This window comes from Flavobacterium taihuense, from assembly GCF_019351435.1.
Taxonomy (GTDB): Bacteria; Bacteroidota; Bacteroidia; order Flavobacteriales; family Flavobacteriaceae; genus Flavobacterium; species Flavobacterium taihuense.
The window spans coordinates 200167-221321 of record NZ_JAHWYN010000004.1 but is presented as its reverse complement, the minus strand read 5'-3'; the positions used below and the strand labels follow the sequence as shown (position 1 = coordinate 221321).

The following is a 21155-nucleotide window of genomic DNA, read 5'->3' as shown; positions in this document are numbered from 1 at the left end:
CGCTACAATTAATTATGAAAAATAGACGCTACATAAAAACATTCCTTATCCTTTTCCTGCTATTCGGAATAACACAGAACAATGTCGTTTTTGCCCAAAAAATAGACGTTGATAGTCTTTTGACGGTAGCTATTCGAGAAGTGAATAAAGACAAAAATTACGAGGCAGCTTTGAAGAAAACCACATTGGGAATGAAATTAGCTCCCGATTATTTAGATTTTCATTTATTGACAGGCCGAATTTATCAATTGACCAATGTAAAAGACAGCGCACGTTACTATTACAACTATGTCATCAACAAAAATCCCATTTGTGAGGACGCTTTTGGTTACCTTATCAATATGGATATTGAAGAAAAAAAATATTCCGAGGCCCTAATTATGGTTAACAAAGCCATTGAAGCCCATCCCGGAAATAAAGATTTTCGATACAAAAAACTCTCTATTTACGAACTGCAGGGAGAAAAAGAAAAGAGCGAAGCATACCTAAAAGAAATGCAAGCAATGTACCCAAAGGATTCTGATTTTAAACTGCATTATTTCATTGCTGACAGCCGACTAAAATCGGATCGGATTGGTATAAATTACAACTACACTTCTTTTAACAGATCGGGATATGGTCCTTGGCATTTTGGAAGTTTACAATACATTAGGCAACGCGATTGGGGCTCAGCTATTGCCAGAGTCAATTATTCCAATCGATATGCCGATGGTCAAAGCATAGTTAATGGTATACAATACGAAGCCGAAACCTACCTTTTTACAAACAAAAAAAGTTACTCCTACATAGGCGGTGGCTATAGCAGCGATCCCGTATTCCCAAAATTAAGACTCGGATATTCCTTTTTTCACAATTTCAATAAAGGATGGGAAGGTGACTTAGGTCTTCGCTATATTGATTCCGATCAAACTAATTTCACGACAGCGGTCGTTGGAGTTGGAAAATATTTAGGCTCTTATTGGATCAACCTAAGATCCTATTTGCAATTTGACAACAGCACCATTTATCCCGCTTTTACATTGACCAGTCGCTATTATTTCAACACCCGATTTGACTACCTAACATTAATTGCAGGATACGGAACATCACCGGACGAACGAACAACTCTGGGGCAAATACAAGAACGTCTATCACTCGATTCCTTTAGAATTGGTGGTGGTTACTACAGGCTCTTTGGAGAACATTACATTACAGGATTACAATTATCGGTGAACAATCAAGAATATGCTCCCGGCTTGAAACAAATTGAAACCGAAATTGCAATGATGTTTCAATATCAATTTTAAAAATACAATTTTGGGCGTGACCCTCCATAAAAATTACGGGTCGGGTTTTACGTTCCCGCTTTTTTTTGATCCCGTAGAAAAAACGGGCTCAAAAAAAGAGCTCCACTGCAACCCCTCACGCAAGCGATTACCAACAAACAAAACTAGTTAAAAACAAATATTACAAATTCTGGAATTAAGCAAAAAATAGAATAATCCCAATGAACAAAATAATACATAAATTGTAAATCAAACACATTTCTCAGGCTATTACACTTTTTTTATTCCTTTTTAACTGCAAAATTATGGCTCAAAACTCTCTTAATTTAGCAAATACAAAAGACAAGCAAGTGAATATAGTTTCCACAAGTGAAGAAACCAAAAAACCCGCAACACTTTTAAAAACCTATTTAGATCAAGCATTTGAGAATCCTTTTTTTGTCCAAACTGACAATGCAAAAAAAAAGAAAAAAGAAAAATAATTCTCGAAATAGCCACCGATAAAAATACAATCCAAGAAAATACCTTAATCATCAAAAGCGATGAAAAAAATATAGAATTAATAGGTACAAACGAAAAAACGTTACGATATGCTGTCTACACATTATTGGAAACTTGGGGTTTTAGAAAATATACGTCCAAAGACAATTCTATACCCAAACTGAAACAAGTCTCGTTCCCTAAAAACTTCAATAAAACATATAGACCATCTTTTGAATACCGAGTTTTGTTTTACCTAGATTGTTATGATGAAGCGCTTAGAGATTGGCACAAACTCGATTGGCACATCAACGATTTAGCTGTCTGGGGGGCATTCCTTTTATAAATTATTGAGCGCTTCAACCTATTTTAAAACCAATCCTAAGTTTTTTGCGCTTTATGAAGGCCAACGAAACAGTGAATCATTGTTGTGCATGTCGAATGATACTGTGGTCGAAATTATAACCAAAAAAATGAGCGAAATCATTGCCCAAAATCCCAATACCAGCTTTTTCTCCATTAGCCAAAATGATGACGCAGTTTATTGCGAATGTGACAAATGCAAAACCTTAAATGAAAAATGCGGTGGCCCACAAGGTTCATTTTATTATTTCTTTAATAAAATTGCCTTTCAATTTCCGAAAACCAAAATCACCACATTAGCCTACCTTCATACGTATCGCGCTCCAGTAAACCTAAAAATAGAACCCAATATTTACACTTTATTTTGTCCTATACAAATGAATCGCGGTAAAGCCATTGCAGAATCTTCAAGCAACAAAGACTTTCTAAACATACTCAACAATTGGAGTACAACCACACCCCATTTGTATTTGTGGGATTACACAGTAGAATTCACTAATTACCTCTCCCCTTTTCCAAATTTTCAAACTTTTTCCAAAAACTTTAAACTCTATGAGCAAAATCAAGTAAAAGGATTGTTTGTGCAAGGATACGCCGATGTGCCAGGAGATTTATACGAATTAAGACAATATCTTTTGTTCAAAATAATTTGGGATACCCAAACGGATGTAGAAGCTGCAACCAATGATTTCCTAAATGGATTTTATGGAAACGCAGCTCCTTTTGTTAAGAAATACAGAGATTTGCTGACGCAATACCAAGAGAAAACCGATCGCTATCTAGACATTTATTCAGACCCCATTCAAAGCAGAAATACTTTTCTCACTCCCGAGGCCATGAATCAATACGACCAAATCATAAGCCAGTCAGAAATAGCCGTTAAAGATAATCCTACTCTAGCAAAAAGAGTTTTAAAACTGAGACTGGCTTTGGAATATGTGTACTTTGAACAAGCTAAATTTTACGGCAAAGACAAACATGGAATGTTTGCAGGCAAAAACAAAGAAGACCAAGGAAAACTATTAAGAGAACGTGTATTGAATTTTTCAAAAAATTGTAATGAGTTTGGAATTTACGAGCTTAGCGAAGGCGGGCTTTCTCCTGATCAATATTATGAAGAATGGTTAGCTATAGAAAAAAACACTTGCAACCATCTGGGAGAAAAATACGAAATTCACTTTTTGACTCCTCCAGCAGATGAATTCAAAGGCAAAGGAAGTTATGGATTAGTTGACTGTGTTCGAGGATATAAGAACCCCGCTATCAATTGGATTGACTGGTACGGAACTAATCCAGAAATTGAACTTAATGTCCAAAAATTGGATTTTAACACGATAAACATCAATACTCTTAGCGATCAAAGACACTGGATTTTTACGCCAAAAAAAATTAGTGTTTATGGTTTTGAAAAAGACAAATGGCAACTTATCACTCAACTAGAAAGCGAGAAGCTATCCAAAAATTTAGAAGTTAGTATACAAATTTGGGAATTCAAATCGAACAACTTCAACCGATACGATACCCTAAAAATTGAAGTCGAAAATCTAAAAGAATTACCATATTGGAGAAAACGAAAAAACAAAAAACCAATGGTAATGATTGATGAAATTGAGTTGTATAACAACTAAAGAATAAGCCTGAATTAAAACAACCAATCAGTTTTGTAAATAATATCTTTCATATTAAAAATAAGATGTGTAGCAACTTCTACCCGTACCTTCTGATTTTTTTACTTGTTTTATTCTCCAACAAATTAAAACAATAGTCTACAATAGTTAAATATTCTTTCGCTGCAAAAAATTTTAACCTGAGTTCAGTTACAAGCTAAATAATATTTTAAAATTTCAAAATATTATTATCCATAAATTTGTACAAAAAAATAAAAAAACTTACTTTTATCGATATTATTAGTCATTTAATCGATAAAATCAACACTTATAAAAAACAAATTACAAAATTCTAATTTTATTTAAGTAGCAATTTCACACTATCAAAGTATAAACACTTTAAAACTAAATAACGGCAAAAAAATCATTAGATAATCGCTATTATCAAATCACGGCTCCCGATTAAGAAAATTATTCAAAAAGCCTTAAACCAACCAACTTAACATTATTTTAATAATATAATTTATTCATACACAAGCACTTAAGGTTTCTAAAAAAAGATTTTTAAAACATTTGGCACAGTTGTTGATATTAGAATGCAAATGCAATACAACAGATTTTTAAGTATTACATCAAATTTTAAAAAACAATTGATCTTCTAAAGATTGATTAACCATTAAAATAAAAAAAATGAACAATTCAGATTTAAAAATATTAATTGCCGAGGATGATGTATTAATGATTAAAATTCTTGAATTCATTCTTAAAAAAGAGGGATATCAAGTAACTTCATGTAAAGATGGGTTGAGTGCTATAGAAAAGATACCTGTACTTATCCCCGACTTAATTATTACTGACATTATGCTTCCTTTTCGCTCTGGATTGGAAATTATAGGATATTCAAAAGAAGCTTTTGAAAACATCCCTGTAATTGTGGTTTCCTCATTAGGAGAAGAAGAAGGAACTGTAATCGAAGCGTTTAATCTTGGTGCGGATGATTTTGTTTCTAAACCTTTTAATCCAAATGAATTGCTCCTTAGAATAAAACGTCTATTTGCTAAAAAGAATCACAGCATAAAACCGAAAGAGGTTTCAGTAAGTATAAGCGCTTAAAAGAAATCTCCAAAAATAAAAAAGCAAATTCAAGTATTCATTTAATACCATAAAAAAAACCTCTATATGCTATTCCAAAAATGGCTAATAGAGGTTTGTTAATTTTTACATTTAACTTTCTTTAGTGCTTTTTCAAAAGATTCGATTGCTCTAAAACCCAAGAAGATTACAAATCAATTCCTTATCAAATACAATCAAAGTTAGTATGACGTTTCTATCCTTAGTTTCAAAAAACCTATCTTTGCACAAAATTTACATACAATGAGCACTTTCGAACAATTCAATCTCCCTAAATCTGTCCAAAAAGCAATAGATGATTTAGGTTTTACGTCCCCAACTCCTATTCAGGAAAAAACTTTTTCTGTGATAATGTCTGGTCGTGATATGATGGGAATTGCACAAACTGGTACCGGTAAAACATTTGCCTATTTATTGCCTTTATTAAAATTATATAAGTTCACCCCAGGTCATACTCCAAAAATAGTAATCCTGGTACCAACCAGAGAACTTGTAGTTCAGGTTGTTGAGGAAGTGGAGAAATTAACTAAATACATGTCGGTTCGTACTGTTGGGATTTTTGGTGGTGTGAACATCAACACCCAAAAGACCACTGTTTATCAAGGTTGTGACATTCTTGTGGGAACACCCGGAAGGATCATGGATTTAACATTGGACAATGTAATCCGTTTTGAGGAAATGCAAAAATTGGTTATCGATGAATTTGACGAAATGTTAAATTTAGGTTTCCGCACCCAATTGACAGCCATTTTGGCAATGATGCCAAAAAAACGTCAAAACATATTATTCTCGGCAACTATGACCGATGAAGTTGATGCCATTTTGAATGACTATTTCGATTATCCGGAAGAAGTTACGCTTTCAGCATCCGGAACTCCTCTAGAAAACATTACACAAATCTCGTATCAAGTTGCTAATTTCAATACCAAAATCAATCTTCTCAAACATTTATTGAATACCAATGAAGACATGAGTCGTGTTTTGGTCTTTGTGAATAACAAAAAGATATCTGATATGGTTCATGAACGCATAGAGGAAGATTTTGAAGGTCAGTTTGGTGTTATCCACTCTAATAAATCACAGAATTACCGTTTGAGTACCATGGCTTCCTTTCAAGAAGGGAATCTGCGAGGATTGATTACCACTGATATTATGGCTAGAGGTTTGGATATTTCGAATATTACACACGTAATCAACTTCGAGATGCCCGAATTACCGGAGTTGTACATGCACAGAATCGGTAGAACAGGTCGTGCGGATGCTACAGGTACCGCTATAAGTCTTATCACTCCTCGTGAAGAAGAATCAAAAATAGCGATTGAAATTTTAATGGATATGGAATTATCTATTGAAGCATTTCCAGAAGAAGTGGAAGTTTCGGCTAAACTGATTGAACCTGAAAAAGACAGACAACCTATTAAGTTTTTGATGAAAAAACAAAAACTGGAAGGTGATGGTGCTTTTCACGAAAAAAGTAAAAAGAACAAAAAAATCAATTTGGGTGGGCCTGGTGTAACCAAGAAAAAAACACATGGTTCAGTAAATAGAAATATGCTTAAAAATCAAGCAAAAAAACGCAAGGACAAAAAATAGTTTTTAGTTTTTGGTAAATTATACAAATAGCCCATGGTTCAAAAACCATGGGCTATTCTTATGAGAAAAAGTATTTACTGAATACTAAACTTAGCACTGAACACTTTTTTACTTTGCAAACACCAAACATACTGGAGAACATAAATCAAATTTTTTTCCAGTGTTTTTTAAGGTTCCTTTTCTTTTATTAATCTTAAAAATGACAACATCATTCGTATACTGATGTGCAACCAAAAGAAACTTTCCAGTTGGATCTATAGCAAAATTTCTTGGTCCTTTACCCAAAGTACTTGTTTGACCTTTTAATTGTAATTTTCCTTTTCCTAAAATTTTAAAAACAGAAATCGTATTGGCTTCCCCTCTATTCGAAGCATATAAAAATTTACCACTTGGGGAAACATGAATATCAGCCGAGCTAAAAGTTCCTTTATAATCTTTAGCCAAAATAGTCGTTTCATTCATTTGGGTTAGCTTTCCGTTTGCATAACTAAAAGTGGTCAGTGAACCGTCTAATTCTTGCAATAGATAAACATATTTTCCTTTCTTGCTAAATGTCAAATGTCTTGGACCACTTCCCGCTTTTACAGACACACTATCTTTTAACTTTAAAACTTCAGTAGCTGCTGTCGGATTGTAATCATAAACATATATTTTATCGGTTCCTAAATCATTGCTTAAAACATATTTTTTATCTGGTGAAAAATGAACCATATGAACATGCGGTTTTTCTTGTCTTTGCGCATTTATCCCTTTTCCATAATGTTGAATTACTTGCTTGGCCTCGGTGATACTGCCATCCGCTTTTTTACCAAAAACTGCAATATTTCCGCCAGAATAATTGGCAACTATCACATTGTTATCGTCATTAATAAGGTAACAAGGATCCGCTCCTTTGGAACTAACAGCATTAATAAGGCTAGGTTTTCCGTTTACTCGGTCGAAAGCAAATGAACTTACAGTACTTTCTCCTCCATTTTCATTTACTGCATAAATAAATTTCTCATCCTTTGAAAGCGATACATAACTAGGATTAACAATACTATCAGACGATTTTTTTAATCTTATTTGAGCGTTATTAGTATCAAACTCATAAACATAAATACCTCTGCTACTACAAGAATTGGTATAAGTACCTACAATAAGATTGACTTTATTTTTTTGTGCTTGTATTGAAGCTATTGTCCCAATTAATAAAAGAAATAAATAAACTTTTTTCATGTTTTATAATTTTCAGAATAGCTAAAATACTTATTTTCTTTCAGAATTACCCTATTTGTTTCCTGTTTTGAAAAATAATCATAACATCGTAAGAAACTGCCAACAAATTTGTATTTTTGACTCACAAAATTCAACGAACTCCATTGTCATAAAATCCTGTGAAGCAAACAAAATCTCAGAATGCACTTTAAACAACCCGAAATTCTATTCTTTCTCTTCCTTTTGATTGTTCCAATTTTGGTTCATTTATTTCAATTAAGGCGTTTCAAAAAAGAATATTTCACTAATGTTCGTTTCCTAAAAGCCCTTTCAATACAAACCAGAAAAAGTTCCAAAATCAAAAAATGGCTACTTTTAGCTTGTAGAATGCTTTTGCTAACCTGCATAATTCTTGCCTTTGCTCAGCCTTTTTTTGAATCTAAAGACATTAAAAATGCCAACAATGAAATGTATATTATTTTGGACAATTCCTTTAGTATGCAAGCCAAAGGAAAAAAAGGAGAATTATTAAAGCGTGCCGTTCAAGAACTGCTCGAAGAGACTCCAGAAAATACCCGTTTTTCTTTATTAACAAATACAGATAATTATTGGAATACGGATATCAAAACCATTCGAAGTGAATTGCAAAACCTAAAATACAGTGCAACTCCTTTTCAATTAGACAATATTATAGCCAAAGTTAAAGCCCATAAATCGGCTTTCAAAAAAGATATTGTAATCATTACTGATGCTGTAGGATTAACTCAAAACCAACTAAAAAACATTGGCAAAGATGATACTCCGTATTTTATTATTCCAAAGGCAGAACAAAAAAATAATGTAGCTATTGACAGTGTGTTTATTCGTCAAACGCTCGATGATTTTTACGAATTAAGTATCAACACCACGAATTATGGTACCGATTTCAAACCGGTTCCTGTGGCTTTGTATAATCAAAACAAATTGATTGCCAAAACCATCATTAATTTTAAGAACAAAAAACAAACCATTAATTTTACCATTCCCAAGCAAGCTTTTCATGGCTATGTTTCTATTGAGGATAATGATTTAGCTTATGATAATAAATTGTTTTTTAGTATTTCAAATATCAAAAAAACAAACATAATCAGTATTGGTGCTCCCGAAAAAAATAATTTTCTGGCACGAATTTATACTTCCGATGAATTCAATTACAGTTCTTTTACACTAAATTCTTTAGATTATAACAGCATTGACAAACAAGATGCCATTGTTTTGAATGAACTGGACGAAATTCCGCAAGCCTTACAAACCACTTTAAAAGCTTTTGTCAACAAAGGAGGAAATCTGATTGTAATTCCCTCGGAAACAGCTTCAATATCTAACTTAAATACATTAGTGAATCAATTTGGATCTACCCAATTTCAATCATTAGAATCAAATGAAAAACTGATTACCAAAATCAACTTTAGTCACCCGTTGTTTGCTGGCGTTTTTGAAAACAAAACCAATAATTTTCAATATCCTAAGACCAAAAAAGAATTTACCATTTCCAACACAAGTCCTGCGGTTTTAACCTTTGAAGATCAATCACCTTTTTTAATAGCTTTAAGAAATGCTGTTTCATCGGTTTATATCTTTTCGGCTCCAATAAACACTTTGAATTCCAATTTTCAACAGTCACCATTAATTGTTCCTGTCTTTTATAAAATGGCTTTAAGCGAGCAAAACAACGGTATTAATGCCAACACTATTGGCAATAACACTTCATATCTTGTTTCCGCTTTATTGTCTAAAGATGAAATTCTCACAGTAAAAAATACCGAAGAGCAATTTATCCCAGTACAACAACTGCTGAATAATAAAGTCCAATTATTTTTTAATGATTATCCGGAAAAAGCAGGTAATTACATGATATACAACTCCAACAAACCTATAGAAAACATCAGTTTTAATTACGCCCGAACCGAGAGTAATCTGGATCAAGTCAACGAAAGCACATTATCAGATTATAAAACAAGTGATTCCATTTCAACCATTTTTGATACGCTACAAACCAGCCGAAGCGACAATCAAATTTGGAAATGGTTTATTATCTTTGCACTGCTCTTCCTAGCATTGGAAATGGCAATTATCAAATTTGTGAAATAACAATCCAGTTTCTAAAAATTACTAAATACACATGAAAATAATCATCCGAGGCGCCAAAATTATCGATTCGAAAAGTCCCTTTCACAATCAGACTGTAGATCTTTTAATTGTAGATGGTTTTATAAAAAAAATAGGAACGACACTTCCAAATTCCGATAATGCCGAAGAACTAAAGCTTGATAATCTTCACCTTTCACAAGGATGGTTTGACAGCAGCGTATCCCTTGGTGAGCCTGGATTTGAAGACAGAGAAACTATCGCAAACGGACTTGATGTTGCAGCCAGAAGCGGTTTTACTGCCATTGCATTACAACCCAATTCTTATCCAGTTATAGACAATCAAGCTCAAGTAAATTTTGTAAAAAATAAAGGCAATGGTTTTGCTACGCAACTCTTTCCAATTGGAGCTTTAACAAAGGAAAGTGAAGGCAAAGACATGGCCGAATTGTATGATATGAAAAATTCTGGCGCTATTGCCTTTGGCGATTATACGAAAAGTTTAGATAATGCTAATTTGCTAAAAATAGCATTACAATACGTTCAAGATTTTGATGGATTGGTTATTGCATTTGCACAGGATGATAAGATAAAAGGAAATGGCGTAGTCAATGAGGGGATTGTTTCCACAAGATTAGGACTAAAAGGAATTCCTGATTTGGCCGAAGAATTGCAAATTGCCAGAAACTTGTTTTTATTGGAATATACTGGTGGTAAAATGCACATTCCAACCATTTCTTCTGCAAAATCAGTTCAATTGATTAAAGAAGCTAAAGCAAAAGGGCTGAACGTTACTTGTAGTGTAACCGTTCATCATTTGGTTTTAACCGATGAAAAACTGGAAGGTTTTGATACCCGATATAAAGTGACTCCACCATTGAAAACCGAAAGCGACAGACAAGCATTGATAAATGGAGTTCTTGACGGAACCATCGATTTAATCACATCCGACCATAATCCGATTGACATCGAGCATAAAAAAATGGAATTTGATTTGGCAAAAAATGGAACTATCGGACTCGAAAGTGCTTTTGGAGCTTTGATGACCATACTTCCATTAGAAACTATAATCGAGAAATTCACTTTAGGAAAATCGATTTTCAGTATTCCAAGTAATAGCATTAACGAAGGTGAGATTGCCAATATCACCTTATTCAACCCCGAAGGTAATAGTGTATTCACTAAACAAAATATACTTTCAAAATCAAAAAACTCAGCTTTTCTAGGCACTACTCAAAAAGGAAAAGTATATGGAATTTTGAACCAAGACCAATTAATTTTAGGATAACAAATCAACATGAACAATACTATCGAAGCTGGAAAAACAGCAGCTATTACCAGTTATATTTTAGGAATTGGTGTATTTATTGCAATGTCCATGAATAGTGAAGACAAAAATGAATTTGCTTCCTTTCATATCCGTCAAGGATTAGGACTAACACTTACTTTTATTTCTTTGGGATTAATTATTAGCAATTTCGACAGTTTAATGATTTCTGCGCCGATGTGGATTTTCATTTCCGTCTTATGGTCTTACGGAATTTTCAGCGCTATAAAAGGCGAAACAAAACCCGTTCCATTACTTGGTGAATATTATCAAAAATGGCTTAAAAGCATCTCTTAAAAATAAATTATAGAATCTGATCCCGAAAACTTTCGGAACTAAAATCATAAATATCGCCATGAATCTCTCCTTAGAATATAAAATACGAGAACCAAAAGTGATTCTCGACAAAAATCCGCTATTGCTTTTACTTCATGGTTACGGCAGCAACGAAGCCGATTTATTTTCGTTTGCACCAGAACTGCCAGATGAGTATTATATCATTTCGGCTCGTGCGCCTTATGACCTTCAATACGGAAGTTATGCTTGGTATGCCATCAATTTTGATGCCGATCAAAATAAATTTTCTGATAACGATCAAGCACGAATTTCAAGAGATGTAATTGCCAAATTTATTGATGAATTGATTGCCAATTATCCTATTGATGCCAATGATGTCAATCTGATTGGCTTCAGTCAAGGTTCTATTTTGAGTTATGCAGTGGCACTTTCATACCCCGAAAAAATAAATAAAGTAGTTGCGATGAGCGGCTATATCAATTTGGAAATAGCAGCTGAAGATTACTTAAAAAACAATCTAAGTAAACTCAAAATATTTGCTTCGCACGGAACGGTAGACCAAGTGATTCCTGTGGACTGGGCCCGAAAAACACCGGCAATTTTAGAAAAATTAGGCGTTGCAATCACATACAAAGAATATCCTGTTGGTCATGGAGTAGCTCCACAAAATTTTCATGATTTCAAGAATTGGTTGCTAACAAACTAAAAAACACAGCAGATTCGCAGATTTAATTAATTTAGGAATAAATTCACCTTTAAAAAATCTGAGAATCTGCGGTAATACAATCTACTTCTGATATAAAAAAGACTGATTTACTTCAAAAGAAACACTTTCGTCATCGTTGATGAAATATTTCAGCAATACTTCACCCCAATATTCCCCATCACTATAATCAGCAATAATCCAACGGTGATTCAGGACTTTTACTTTGTTGATTGAAAACTTATTAGCTCCCAATTGCTCTTGTCCAGTATATGGATTCCCTTTTGGATTGGCATTCAAATCCAATAATTGTTCGGTAACGTACGGAATTAAAGTAATATAATTTCTGATTTTATCCGACTTAGCCGACTCAAAATAATTTTGAGCATTTTCATTTTTTTCCAATGAAAAATAGTTAGTATCCGACAATTTATTGGTAACCGATTGCAAACTGTCTTTTAATTTGGTTGTCGTCTTTTTATACTTATCTTGTTCAAAAGTCACCTCTTTGCTCAAGTACATATAGGTGTAAACATTAAAAACTAATGACAAAATTAAAGCGTAAAGGAATAATGATTGTTTCATTTATTATTAAAATTAAATTGTAATTTCTAAATTATCATAAGCCAAGAAAACATTTGAAGGCAGTTTTTTTTGAACTTCTTCGTGAAAACCCAGCATGTGACTGATATGGGTAAGATATGCCTTTTCAGGTTTTAGCAAAGCTATAAAATCGAGTGCTTCCTGCAAATTAAAATGCGTATTATGAGGCTGCAACCGCAAAGCATTAACTACCAATACCTTAAGTTTTTTCAATTTAACTATCTCAGCCTCTTCAATGGTTTTTACATCTGTTAAATAAGCAAAATCATCGATTCTAAACCCAAAAACCTGAAGATCTCCATGCAGCACACTTATAGGAATAGCCATTTTATCACCAATAGGAAAAGGCACATTATTTTCAATTTCTATGGTTTTTACTGAAGGTGCACCTGGGTATTTATCTACTGTTTTAAATATGTAATCGAATCGCTTCTCAATATTGACAAGTACTCTTTTATGAGCATAAATTGGGATTTCTCCTTGTCTAAAATTAAAGGGACGAATATCGTCCAAACCAGCTGTATGATCGGCATGTTCGTGAGTAAATAAGATGCCGTCTACTTTTCTGCAATTGGAAGCCAGCATTTGCTGCCTGAAATCGGGACCGCAATCGATAACGTACGAGTGATCCTCCCAGGAGATCCAGGCCGAAACTCGGAGCCTTTTATCCTTAAAATCAGTGCTTTTACAAACTTCATGATCGCTCCCTATAATAGGAATCCCTTGAGACGTACCTGTGCCTAAAAAATATACCTTCAATTGACTTTCTTTTTTTTACAAAAATAGGATTAAATCTCTTTCATTAGAAGCCTAATTAATTAACTTTGTAACATAATCGCCGAATTTAAACAAAAAAAAATGGAAGCCAAAATAAAACTAAAAGGAGACAAAGTTATCGAGCAGATCCCTTCTTTAAAGGACAAAGCACTTCGTATTAATTTGAATGAAAACATATACGGAACTTTTGCTGAAATTGGCGCTGGTCAAGAAACAGTGAGACATTTTTTTAGATCTGGTGGATCATCTGGGACAATCGCAAAAGCAATGTCAGCTTATGATAAAGACTTTAGTGATGCCGTTTATGGAATTGAAGAAGACGGCCGTTATGTAACCGAAAGCCGCCTTAAAAAGATGCTTACTTTTGAAGGTGAATTGATTGAAGAACGATTAAGCAGAACAAAACATCCGAACAAAATGTTTTTTAGTTATGCTAATACAGTCGCTACCATAGATTTTGCCAAACAATTTAAGGGCCATGGCTGGGTAGGAATTCGCTATCAACTAGATCCGACTGAAGCTTACAACGAAATTATTATCCACATTCGTTTCAAAGAAACCGATTCCAGATTACAACAAGAAACATTAGGAGTTTTGGGTGTAAATTTGATTTATGGTGCTTTCTATAAATACAATGATCCCAAAAAATTACTGCGCTACTTATATGACCACTTAGACAAAGACCAACTGGAAATTGATACCATCAATTTCTCAGGCCCTCGTTTTGCTGACGTAGACAACCGATTGATGAGTTTACAATTGGTCAAAAATGGCATGACCGATGCGGTAATGTTCAATCCAGAAGGCAAAAATATCCTGCCGGCCGCTATTTTATACAAGAAAAACATACTTGCTTTTAGAGGAAGTTTCCGTCCAGTTACCAAGGTAAACATGGATATGTACAAACAATCCTTAAAAATGTTCTTGGAAGAAAACAAAGTAGAAAAAGAAAATACTCTAGTTATTTTTGAAATTACATTGTCAAATTTACGATCTGATGGGGAAATTGACGAAAGAGATTTCATGGATCGCGCCGAATTGCTATGTTCATTAGGCCAGACTGTAATGATATCCAATTTCCAGGAATATTATAAAGTGGTAGAATATTTCTCTAATTACACCAAAGCCAGAATGGGGCTAGCCATGGGTGTAAACAACTTAGTGGACATATTTGACGAGAAATATTACCGTCATTTGAGCGGTGGAATACTCGAAGCCTTCGGAAAATTATTCTATCGCGACATGAAAGTTTTCTTATATCCGATGCTAGGCGAAGATGGAGAAATCATCACTTCTAAAAATTTAAAAGTACATCCGAGAATGAAAGAATTATACAAATTCTTTAAATTTAACGGAAAAGTAGTTGACATTGAGGACTACAACCCTGAGATATTAGAGGTCTTCTCTCGTGAAGTACTAAAAATGATTAGTGCGGGAAAACCGGGATGGGAAGAAATGTTACCCCCAGGAGTACCAGAAATCATTAAAGAAAAACGTCTTTTTGGATATCAGTCTAATACACTTTTGGAAACAAGTAATTAAGATTATATTTATCCATAAACAGTATTATTTAATAAAAAATTCCAAGAAAGACAAATTGTTTTCCTTGGAATTTTTATTTCAAATGACTGTATAAAATCTATTTATTTCAAAATCTGATTAGTGTGTTCTTTGGTTTTTACTTCAGAGATTACATCAGCTATAATTCCATTTTCGTCAATTACAAATGTGGTTCTGTGAATTCCGTTGTATTCTTTCCCCATAAACTTTTTGGGACCCCAAACGCCAAAGGCGTTTATTACCGATTTATCCTCATCGGCTAATAATGGAAAAGGCAACTGATATTTATCCTTGAACTTGGCTTGTGCCTTGGCACTGTCGGCGCTCACACCCAAAAGCGCATAATTATTGGCTTGAAAACGCTCGAAATTATCTCTTAAATCACAAGCCTCTGCTGTGCAACCTGGTGTAGACGCTTTTGGATAAAAGAAAACCACTAATTTTTTACCAGTATAATCGGCTAGTTGATGTGATTTCCCATCTTGGTCCACTCCTGAAAATTGTGGTGCTTGATCTCCTTTTTTTAATGTGGTCATGTTTTAGATTTTAGAATTTAGATGTCCGAATATAGAGAATAAAATATGGATTTAAAAAATTTATAATTGCAATTATCATTGTCATTATTTTTTCGTCTGCCCCAGATTGCAGTGAAAACCCCGGAGTTTATAGGGTTATTTTTTCTTGTTATGGCAAAGCGACCAAAGGAAGCTCTTGCCGCAACTTTGAAAAAAAGCCGTATAAATGAGGCGTTGCAACGAAAAGCTGGATTAGGCTCTTATAATTTTTGAATTAAATTTTTGAAATTGATATTGATTTTGTCATTGCAAATGAAAATCCTTTTCTTTACAGTTCAAATCTAATGAAAATGACCAAACAGGAACGCGTAACATTTGTTATAAATACGTTAAATGAGTTATACCCTACTATTCCGATACCTCTGGATCATAAAGATCCTTATACTTTGTTGATTGCAGTTTTGCTTTCAGCTCAATGTACGGATGTGCGGGTGAACCAAATTACACCTTTACTTTTTGCTAAAGCGGATAATCCGTACGATATGGTTAAATTATCGGTGGAAGAAATTAAGGAGATTATAAGGCCTTGCGGACTATCCCCCATGAAATCAAAAGGAATTCATGGCTTGTCACAAATTTTGATTGAAAAACATAATGGACAAGTACCTCAAAGCTTTGAATACCTGGAAGAATTGCCAGCTGTCGGACACAAAACTGCCAGTGTAGTGATGTCACAAGCTTTTGGAGTTCCAGCGTTTCCGGTAGATACTCATATTCATAGATTGATGTACCGCTGGAACTTGACAAACGGCAAGAATGTGGTTCAAACCGAAAAAGATGCCAAACGTATTTTCCCCGAAGAATTGTGGAATGATTTACACTTACAAATTATTTGGTATGGTCGTGAATATTCCCCTGCAAGGGGCTGGGATTTAGAAAAAGATATCATCACTAGAACTATTGGAAGAAAATCGGTTTTGAATGAATTTATAAAGAAATGATTTGGGTATAAATAACAAATTTCACTAATCTTAAAAAAGACTTAGTGAAATTTGTTTTCCAAATACTATTTTAAAGTACTTGAAATTCCCTTTATACAATATCGAAGGGAAATTAATTGACTATAATTTCAAAAATATTGTCCTCTAATTTCATTATTTTCAATGCTTTAGAGTAGTTTAATAAAAAAGATACCACTTCTTTATCTGGTTTTATTTTTTTAGTAATTTTCAATTTTTTAGAGTAATTCTTTTCCATATGTACTATAAAGTTTGTTTTATATTACAACGGAAGAATTATCCTTTTATTATCAATTTGTTAAAACAATTTGATGTTTATCAATAATTTTCCTCAAATTCATTATGGCATATCGCATTCTACCCAATGCTGTATTGATACTTACCCCTGTGGTTTCAGAAATTTCTTTAAAACTCATATCTTGATACATACGCATGATTAAAACTTCCTTTTGATCTACGGGCAATTCTTCAACCAGTCTACGAATATCTACTTCAACCTGATCTGCTATGATTTGGTTTTCAATTGTAAGTGTATTATCAGACATGACTGAAAAAATAGAAAATTCCTCCGTTTCTCTAAAAAGAGGCATTTTTTTAGATCTTCTAAAGTAATCAATAATCAAATTATGGGCAATTCTCATAATCCAAGGCAAGAATTTACCTTCTTCATTGTAGGAATTGGTTTTTAAAGTTTTAATAACTTTAATGAAAGTGTCTTGAAAGATGTCATTAGAAATCTCTCGATCGGCTACTTTAGAATATATAAATCCATAAATCTTAGACTCATGTCTTTTGATTAGTACAGCCAATGCACTTTCGTTACCGGCCATATAATCCTTTACTAATAAAGCATCTGATATCTGTAAATTTGCCATAGCAATTTCTTTTTAGATTAGTTAGTTTTGAGAAAATCTTCTAAAAAGTAGTTCTTTGCTATAGGCTTAGTGTGATTGTTATAGTTAATTATTTGTCAAATTTAACAAATAATTATTAAAAGGAGCAAGAAAAAACAGCAATAATATTATTTTGTTTTTTTAAATTTGATTAAAAACATCTATAAAATGATTCTACATTTAGTTTCGTTCAAATATCACTATCTTTTGCACCATTAACAGTAATAAACAGAAAAAAAAAGACTTTTATATGCCATAAAAAACTCTTAGGTTTTACCGTTAGTTATTTTGTTTTTATAAAAACAAATATTCTTCCCATTATATAAAACGATAACAAATCAATTTAACGTTTTAAGCAATTATTTAACTAAAATAGCTTCCAATTCTTCCAAAGATTTTCCTTTTGTTTCAGGTAATAATTTCAGTATCAAGAATAAACCTAAAAAAGCAAAAAGTCCAAATAGCAAAAAAGTCCAAGTAGTGCCCAATTTTGATAATTCCCATGGAAAAACCAGTTGAACAAGAAAGCTGACTGCTGAATTGATAAACCCTACAAACGAAATAGCAACTCCTCGAATTTTATTGGGGAAAAGTTCCGAAAACAGTACCCACATTACTGGTCCAAGAGATATTGCAAATGAAGCCACAAATCCTAAAATACAAATCAATATTAAGGTAGCATTCATTTTAATAGAAGCCGATATAAGTTCTGATTCGTACTTATTGGCAACATTATTTCCAATAGTGGTTCTTACAGCGCTTTTAAATTCGGTATCTGAATTAAAGGTTTTGTTGCTCAAAAACAATAATTGATCTTTATTTATTTCGGTAGGTAACTTGGCAATAGAATCATTTGTTAGTGTATAAGTTGCCACATTGAAACTATAAGACAAAACAAACATACTCAACGCAATACCACTTACACCAATGGCCAATAATGGCTTTCTTCCTAATTTGTCAATCAGTGCCATTGCAATGATTGTAAACACTACATTTATAAGCCCAACTAAAATTGCTTGTATAAAGGAAGCATCCGTGCCAATTCCAGATTGTTCAAAGATCATGGGAGCATAGAAAAACACACAATTTATCCCCACTATTTGCTGTAAAATGGCAATTCCAATCCCAATAGTCATTACCAATTTCATGGAAGGAGCAAACAACTCTTTGATGGATATTTTTTCTTTTGGCGCCGAATCCAATAAAATACTTTCCTGAATTTCGCCCACTAATTTCTCCGCTTCTTTATCGTCATCCACGGTTTTCATTATATCCAAAGCTTCATTGAACTTTCCTTTCATAATAAGCCATCTAGGACTTTGAGGAACAAAAAACAATAAGAAGTAATACAAAATGGCTGGTATAAATTCGATACCCAACATCCATCTCCAATTGTATTCCCTTATTTTTAAAGTTTCGACCCAACCAGAATTGGAACTGGCTAAATGGACAATAAGATAATTGGTAAAAAAAGCAACTGAAAGTCCAATTACAATATTCAGCTGATTGAAGGAAACCATCTTACCCCGTTTATCTGCAGGAGCAATTTCGGCTATATACATTGGGGCAATAATCAAAGAAATACCGACACCAATACCTGCCAACATTCGAGCAAATACAAGAATGAAAAAACTAGGTGCCACAGCAGACAATACTGCCGAAAACGCATATAATAGTGCCGAATATTTTAGAACAATAATTCGCCCATATTTGTCACTTATTGGCCCAGCAAACATCATTGCCACTGTTGCTGACAATGACAAAGAAGCAACAGCCCATCCCAATTCTATCTTTGAAAGCTGAAATTCGGGTTCTATAAATTTAATTACTCCCGAAATAACAGAAGCATCAAAACCCATTAAAAAACCGCCCATTGCAACAACAAGAGCAATTAAAGTAACCGAACTTTTTTTAGTTTGCATAATAGTACCGTTTTTTCAATATTAATTTATTCTTGTATTTTATTTTTTTATAATTTTTATATTTTGGATCCCATTTGAGTTTTTTACTTTTAAAAAGTAAAGTCCTGGTTTAAAACCACTCATGTCCAAATTATGAGTTGACTGAACTAGCTTTTCGACTATTTTTTTTCCCAATATATCTGTCAAAATAATTTTATTTTGGTCGTCTAATAACTGTAAATACAATATGTTTTCTACAGGATTTGGGTAAAAAAACTGTTTCAATTCACTTGAATTTTCAACTCCCAATGTGCAACTATTACCAACTACATAAGAAAAGTATTTCGTCACAGACAATCCACCAGCATAAGCAAACTTAACTGCATAATTTATTGTTGACCCTATGGTTTGTCCTGTAATGGTTTTAGTAAATATGTTTCCAGAAACATTCGCCATTTGTGATTCTGAAAAAGGAGTTTGTTTCCATAAATAGGCAACAACACCGCTTTTATCGGTATCCAAAAGTTCGAAAGTAATTTTAACATCCGTTCCTGAGGTTTGAAAATCATATTTATAACCAACCGTGAACAAACCTTGCGAAGCCTCAGTTGCTGTGCCAGAACATTCTGTAGTTGTATTTACTGTTGTTTTTGCCGTAAGTACAATAGGATTATTTGGGGAAGCATTTCCGGTTGCATCAGTTGCCGAAACTGAAAAAGTATAATCCGTAATAGGAAACAAATTGGATATAATCAAAGATTTTTGAACACCAGTAGCACTATTTGTAGATGTAGTTCCAGTTCCATAAGAAATAGTATAGGTCACATTACCTGAATCATCTGTGGCATTAAGTAATAATTCTACAGTTGAACCTGTGATTTTACCAATAGTAGCTGTAAAATTTGCAGGAGCTTGAGTATCCACAGTGGTGTTTTGATATACTCTTACGTAATCAATGACCATTGAACTTTGAACAAAATTAGACGAAATTGTTCCTGCAAAACCACCCATAGCAATATTCAATAAAAGATATTGCTCTTTATCAAATGGCCAAGTGTTTGCATCTTTAACTGTTGGATTATAAGTATAATAAATCACATTATCGAGCAGAAATGAAATTTGATTTGGAGACCAATTCATTGAATAAATATGATAATTATTAGCTAAATCACTCGCAATCACACCTCCTTTATTCACAGTATTTCCATTCGAAGAAGGAGTATGCAAAGCACTTTGAATAAAATTTATGGATTCAGATGGAAAAATCCCATGCTCCATAATATCAATTTCACCAGAGGCGGGCCAATTCGTATTTCCGTAAGTTGCATCAAAATAACCTCCATCTTCATTAGTATTTTTACCCAACATCCATATTGCAGGCCAAGTACCAGATTCGGTTGGTAACTTTGCTCTTACATCTACACGACCATATTTAAATGCAAACTTAGAATTCAAACGTGCCGAAGTATATTGCTTTGTTACTCCTTGGTCCGTAAAACTTTCTTTCTTAGAAACAATATTCAAGAAACCTGAATTCAAAAAAGAGTTAGTCGAGCTGTTGGTATAATGTTGCAATTCATTATTATACCAACTTCCACCCGCAGGTATTTGTGTTTGATGAAACCAATTATTGGAATTAACAGCTCCATTAGTAGTAAACTCATCTGACCACACTAAATCTTTATATACAACATCAACTTGTGCAAAACAAAATTGAGTAATGAGAAAAAATGAAAATAATAGTTGTAATAAAGTCTTATTTTGTATCATAATTAATATCAGTTTTCATCAATATCT

At 33.3% G+C, this 21155-nt stretch carries 19 protein-coding genes; 11 read left to right on the top strand and 8 right to left on the bottom strand.

What is annotated here, in order from left to right; genetic code table 11:
* Positions 1-14: 14 nt before the first annotated feature.
* From KZH69_RS06250 to KZH69_RS06230, 5 genes are all read left to right on the top strand, one after another.
* On the top strand, positions 15-1286 hold the full coding sequence (locus KZH69_RS06250; RefSeq protein ID WP_219316588.1) for a YaiO family outer membrane beta-barrel protein: 1272 nt from the start codon (positions 15-17) through the stop codon (positions 1284-1286).
* Between the two features lie 284 nt (positions 1287-1570).
* Positions 1571-1747 (top strand): hypothetical protein, encoded by a 177-nt coding sequence (locus KZH69_RS06245; RefSeq protein WP_219316587.1) that lies wholly within the window; start codon positions 1571-1573, stop codon positions 1745-1747.
* A gap of 318 nt (positions 1748-2065) precedes the next feature.
* Positions 2066-3736 (top strand): glycoside hydrolase family 20 protein, encoded by a 1671-nt coding sequence (locus tag KZH69_RS06240; RefSeq protein WP_255557660.1) that lies wholly within the window; start codon positions 2066-2068, stop codon positions 3734-3736.
* 669 nt (positions 3737-4405) lie between these two features.
* Positions 4406-4828 carry a response regulator transcription factor gene (locus tag KZH69_RS06235; protein ID WP_219316585.1) on the top strand — a complete coding sequence of 141 codons (423 nt, stop codon included), beginning with the start codon at positions 4406-4408 and terminating at the stop codon, positions 4826-4828.
* 261 nt (positions 4829-5089) lie between these two features.
* A complete protein-coding gene (locus tag KZH69_RS06230; RefSeq protein ID WP_219316584.1) occupies positions 5090-6439 on the top strand; it encodes a DEAD/DEAH box helicase in 1350 nt (449 codons plus the stop codon).
* A 108-nt stretch (positions 6440-6547) separates the two neighbouring features.
* Here KZH69_RS06230 and KZH69_RS06225 read toward each other — a convergent pair whose 3' ends face one another.
* A complete protein-coding gene (locus KZH69_RS06225) occupies positions 6548-7657 on the bottom strand; it encodes a lactonase family protein (RefSeq protein ID WP_219316583.1) in 1110 nt (369 codons plus the stop codon).
* Positions 7658-7837: 180 nt separating this feature from the next.
* Between KZH69_RS06225 and KZH69_RS06220 the strand changes: the two genes are divergently transcribed.
* Genes KZH69_RS06220 through KZH69_RS06205 form a run of 4 tightly spaced genes read left to right on the top strand, consistent with a single transcriptional unit; the run spans position 7838 to position 12093 of the window.
* Positions 7838-9766 (top strand): vWA domain-containing protein, encoded by a 1929-nt coding sequence (locus KZH69_RS06220; protein WP_219316582.1) that lies wholly within the window; start codon positions 7838-7840, stop codon positions 9764-9766.
* A 31-nt stretch (positions 9767-9797) separates the two neighbouring features.
* Entirely contained in the window at positions 9798-11051 is a 1254-nt protein-coding gene (locus KZH69_RS06215; RefSeq protein WP_219316581.1) for a dihydroorotase, read from the top strand.
* 9 nt (positions 11052-11060) lie between these two features.
* Positions 11061-11387 (top strand): hypothetical protein, encoded by a 327-nt coding sequence (locus KZH69_RS06210; RefSeq protein ID WP_219316580.1) that lies wholly within the window; start codon positions 11061-11063, stop codon positions 11385-11387.
* 58 nt (positions 11388-11445) lie between these two features.
* Positions 11446-12093 (top strand): alpha/beta hydrolase, encoded by a 648-nt coding sequence (locus KZH69_RS06205; RefSeq protein WP_219316579.1) that lies wholly within the window; start codon positions 11446-11448, stop codon positions 12091-12093.
* 81 nt (positions 12094-12174) lie between these two features.
* On the opposite strand, the gene KZH69_RS06200 is transcribed toward KZH69_RS06205, so the two are convergent.
* Together KZH69_RS06200 and KZH69_RS06195 are read right to left on the bottom strand one after the other, a co-directional pair.
* Positions 12175-12675, bottom strand: coding sequence for a hypothetical protein (locus KZH69_RS06200; protein WP_219316578.1), 501 nt, complete (start codon positions 12673-12675; stop codon positions 12175-12177).
* 12 nt (positions 12676-12687) lie between these two features.
* Positions 12688-13452, bottom strand: coding sequence for an MBL fold metallo-hydrolase (locus tag KZH69_RS06195; RefSeq protein WP_219316577.1), 765 nt, complete (start codon positions 13450-13452; stop codon positions 12688-12690).
* Positions 13453-13551: 99 nt separating this feature from the next.
* Between KZH69_RS06195 and KZH69_RS06190 the strand changes: the two genes are divergently transcribed.
* Complete coding sequence (locus KZH69_RS06190; RefSeq protein ID WP_219316576.1) at positions 13552-15012, top strand: TonB-dependent receptor; 1461 nt, start codon at positions 13552-13554, stop codon at positions 15010-15012.
* Positions 15013-15113: 101 nt separating this feature from the next.
* On the opposite strand, the gene bcp is transcribed toward KZH69_RS06190, so the two are convergent.
* A complete protein-coding gene (gene bcp / locus KZH69_RS06185; RefSeq protein WP_219316575.1) occupies positions 15114-15566 on the bottom strand; it encodes a thioredoxin-dependent thiol peroxidase in 453 nt (150 codons plus the stop codon).
* Positions 15567-15895: 329 nt separating this feature from the next.
* Between bcp and KZH69_RS06180 the strand changes: the two genes are divergently transcribed.
* Positions 15896-16546 carry an endonuclease III domain-containing protein gene (locus tag KZH69_RS06180; protein ID WP_219316574.1) on the top strand — a complete coding sequence of 217 codons (651 nt, stop codon included), beginning with the start codon at positions 15896-15898 and terminating at the stop codon, positions 16544-16546.
* A gap of 112 nt (positions 16547-16658) precedes the next feature.
* Here the strand turns inward: KZH69_RS06180 and KZH69_RS06175 are convergent, their stop codons facing one another.
* From KZH69_RS06175 to KZH69_RS06160, 4 genes are all read right to left on the bottom strand, one after another.
* Complete coding sequence (locus KZH69_RS06175) at positions 16659-16802, bottom strand: hypothetical protein (RefSeq protein ID WP_219316573.1); 144 nt, start codon at positions 16800-16802, stop codon at positions 16659-16661.
* Positions 16803-16854: 52 nt separating this feature from the next.
* Complete coding sequence (locus KZH69_RS06170) at positions 16855-17439, bottom strand: RNA polymerase sigma factor (protein ID WP_219316572.1); 585 nt, start codon at positions 17437-17439, stop codon at positions 16855-16857.
* A gap of 377 nt (positions 17440-17816) precedes the next feature.
* Positions 17817-19379: a sugar porter family MFS transporter gene (locus KZH69_RS06165; protein WP_219316571.1), complete on the bottom strand. Its 1563-nt coding sequence runs from the start codon at positions 19377-19379 to the stop codon at positions 17817-17819.
* A 39-nt stretch (positions 19380-19418) separates the two neighbouring features.
* Entirely contained in the window at positions 19419-21128 is a 1710-nt protein-coding gene (locus KZH69_RS06160; RefSeq protein ID WP_219316570.1) for a family 16 glycosylhydrolase, read from the bottom strand.
* Between the last annotated feature and the right edge of the window lie 27 nt (positions 21129-21155).

Bases quoted from the DNA above. Each gene is read 5' to 3' on its own strand.
- KZH69_RS06245 (WP_219316587.1), top strand. From the start codon at position 1,571: ATGGCTCAAAACTCTCTTAATTTAGCAAATACAAAAGACAAGCAAGTG.
- KZH69_RS06250 (WP_219316588.1), top strand. From the start codon at position 15: ATGAAAAATAGACGCTACATAAAAACATTCCTTATCCTTTTCCTGCTA.
- KZH69_RS06165 (WP_219316571.1), bottom strand. From the start codon at position 19,379: ATGCAAACTAAAAAAAGTTCGGTTACTTTAATTGCTCTTGTTGTTGCA.
- KZH69_RS06180 (WP_219316574.1), top strand. From the start codon at position 15,896: ATGACCAAACAGGAACGCGTAACATTTGTTATAAATACGTTAAATGAG.
- KZH69_RS06230 (WP_219316584.1), top strand. From the start codon at position 5,090: ATGAGCACTTTCGAACAATTCAATCTCCCTAAATCTGTCCAAAAAGCA.
- KZH69_RS06160 (WP_219316570.1), bottom strand. From the start codon at position 21,128: ATGATACAAAATAAGACTTTATTACAACTATTATTTTCATTTTTTCTC.
- KZH69_RS06170 (WP_219316572.1), bottom strand. From the start codon at position 17,439: ATGGCAAATTTACAGATATCAGATGCTTTATTAGTAAAGGATTATATG.
- KZH69_RS06210 (WP_219316580.1), top strand. From the start codon at position 11,061: ATGAACAATACTATCGAAGCTGGAAAAACAGCAGCTATTACCAGTTAT.
- KZH69_RS06235 (WP_219316585.1), top strand. From the start codon at position 4,406: ATGAACAATTCAGATTTAAAAATATTAATTGCCGAGGATGATGTATTA.
- KZH69_RS06220 (WP_219316582.1), top strand. From the start codon at position 7,838: ATGCACTTTAAACAACCCGAAATTCTATTCTTTCTCTTCCTTTTGATT.
- KZH69_RS06225 (WP_219316583.1), bottom strand. From the start codon at position 7,657: ATGAAAAAAGTTTATTTATTTCTTTTATTAATTGGGACAATAGCTTCA.
- KZH69_RS06175 (WP_219316573.1), bottom strand. From the start codon at position 16,802: ATGGAAAAGAATTACTCTAAAAAATTGAAAATTACTAAAAAAATAAAA.
- KZH69_RS06200 (WP_219316578.1), bottom strand. From the start codon at position 12,675: ATGAAACAATCATTATTCCTTTACGCTTTAATTTTGTCATTAGTTTTT.
- KZH69_RS06190 (WP_219316576.1), top strand. From the start codon at position 13,552: ATGGAAGCCAAAATAAAACTAAAAGGAGACAAAGTTATCGAGCAGATC.
- KZH69_RS06215 (WP_219316581.1), top strand. From the start codon at position 9,798: ATGAAAATAATCATCCGAGGCGCCAAAATTATCGATTCGAAAAGTCCC.
- bcp (WP_219316575.1), bottom strand. From the start codon at position 15,566: ATGACCACATTAAAAAAAGGAGATCAAGCACCACAATTTTCAGGAGTG.
- KZH69_RS06205 (WP_219316579.1), top strand. From the start codon at position 11,446: ATGAATCTCTCCTTAGAATATAAAATACGAGAACCAAAAGTGATTCTC.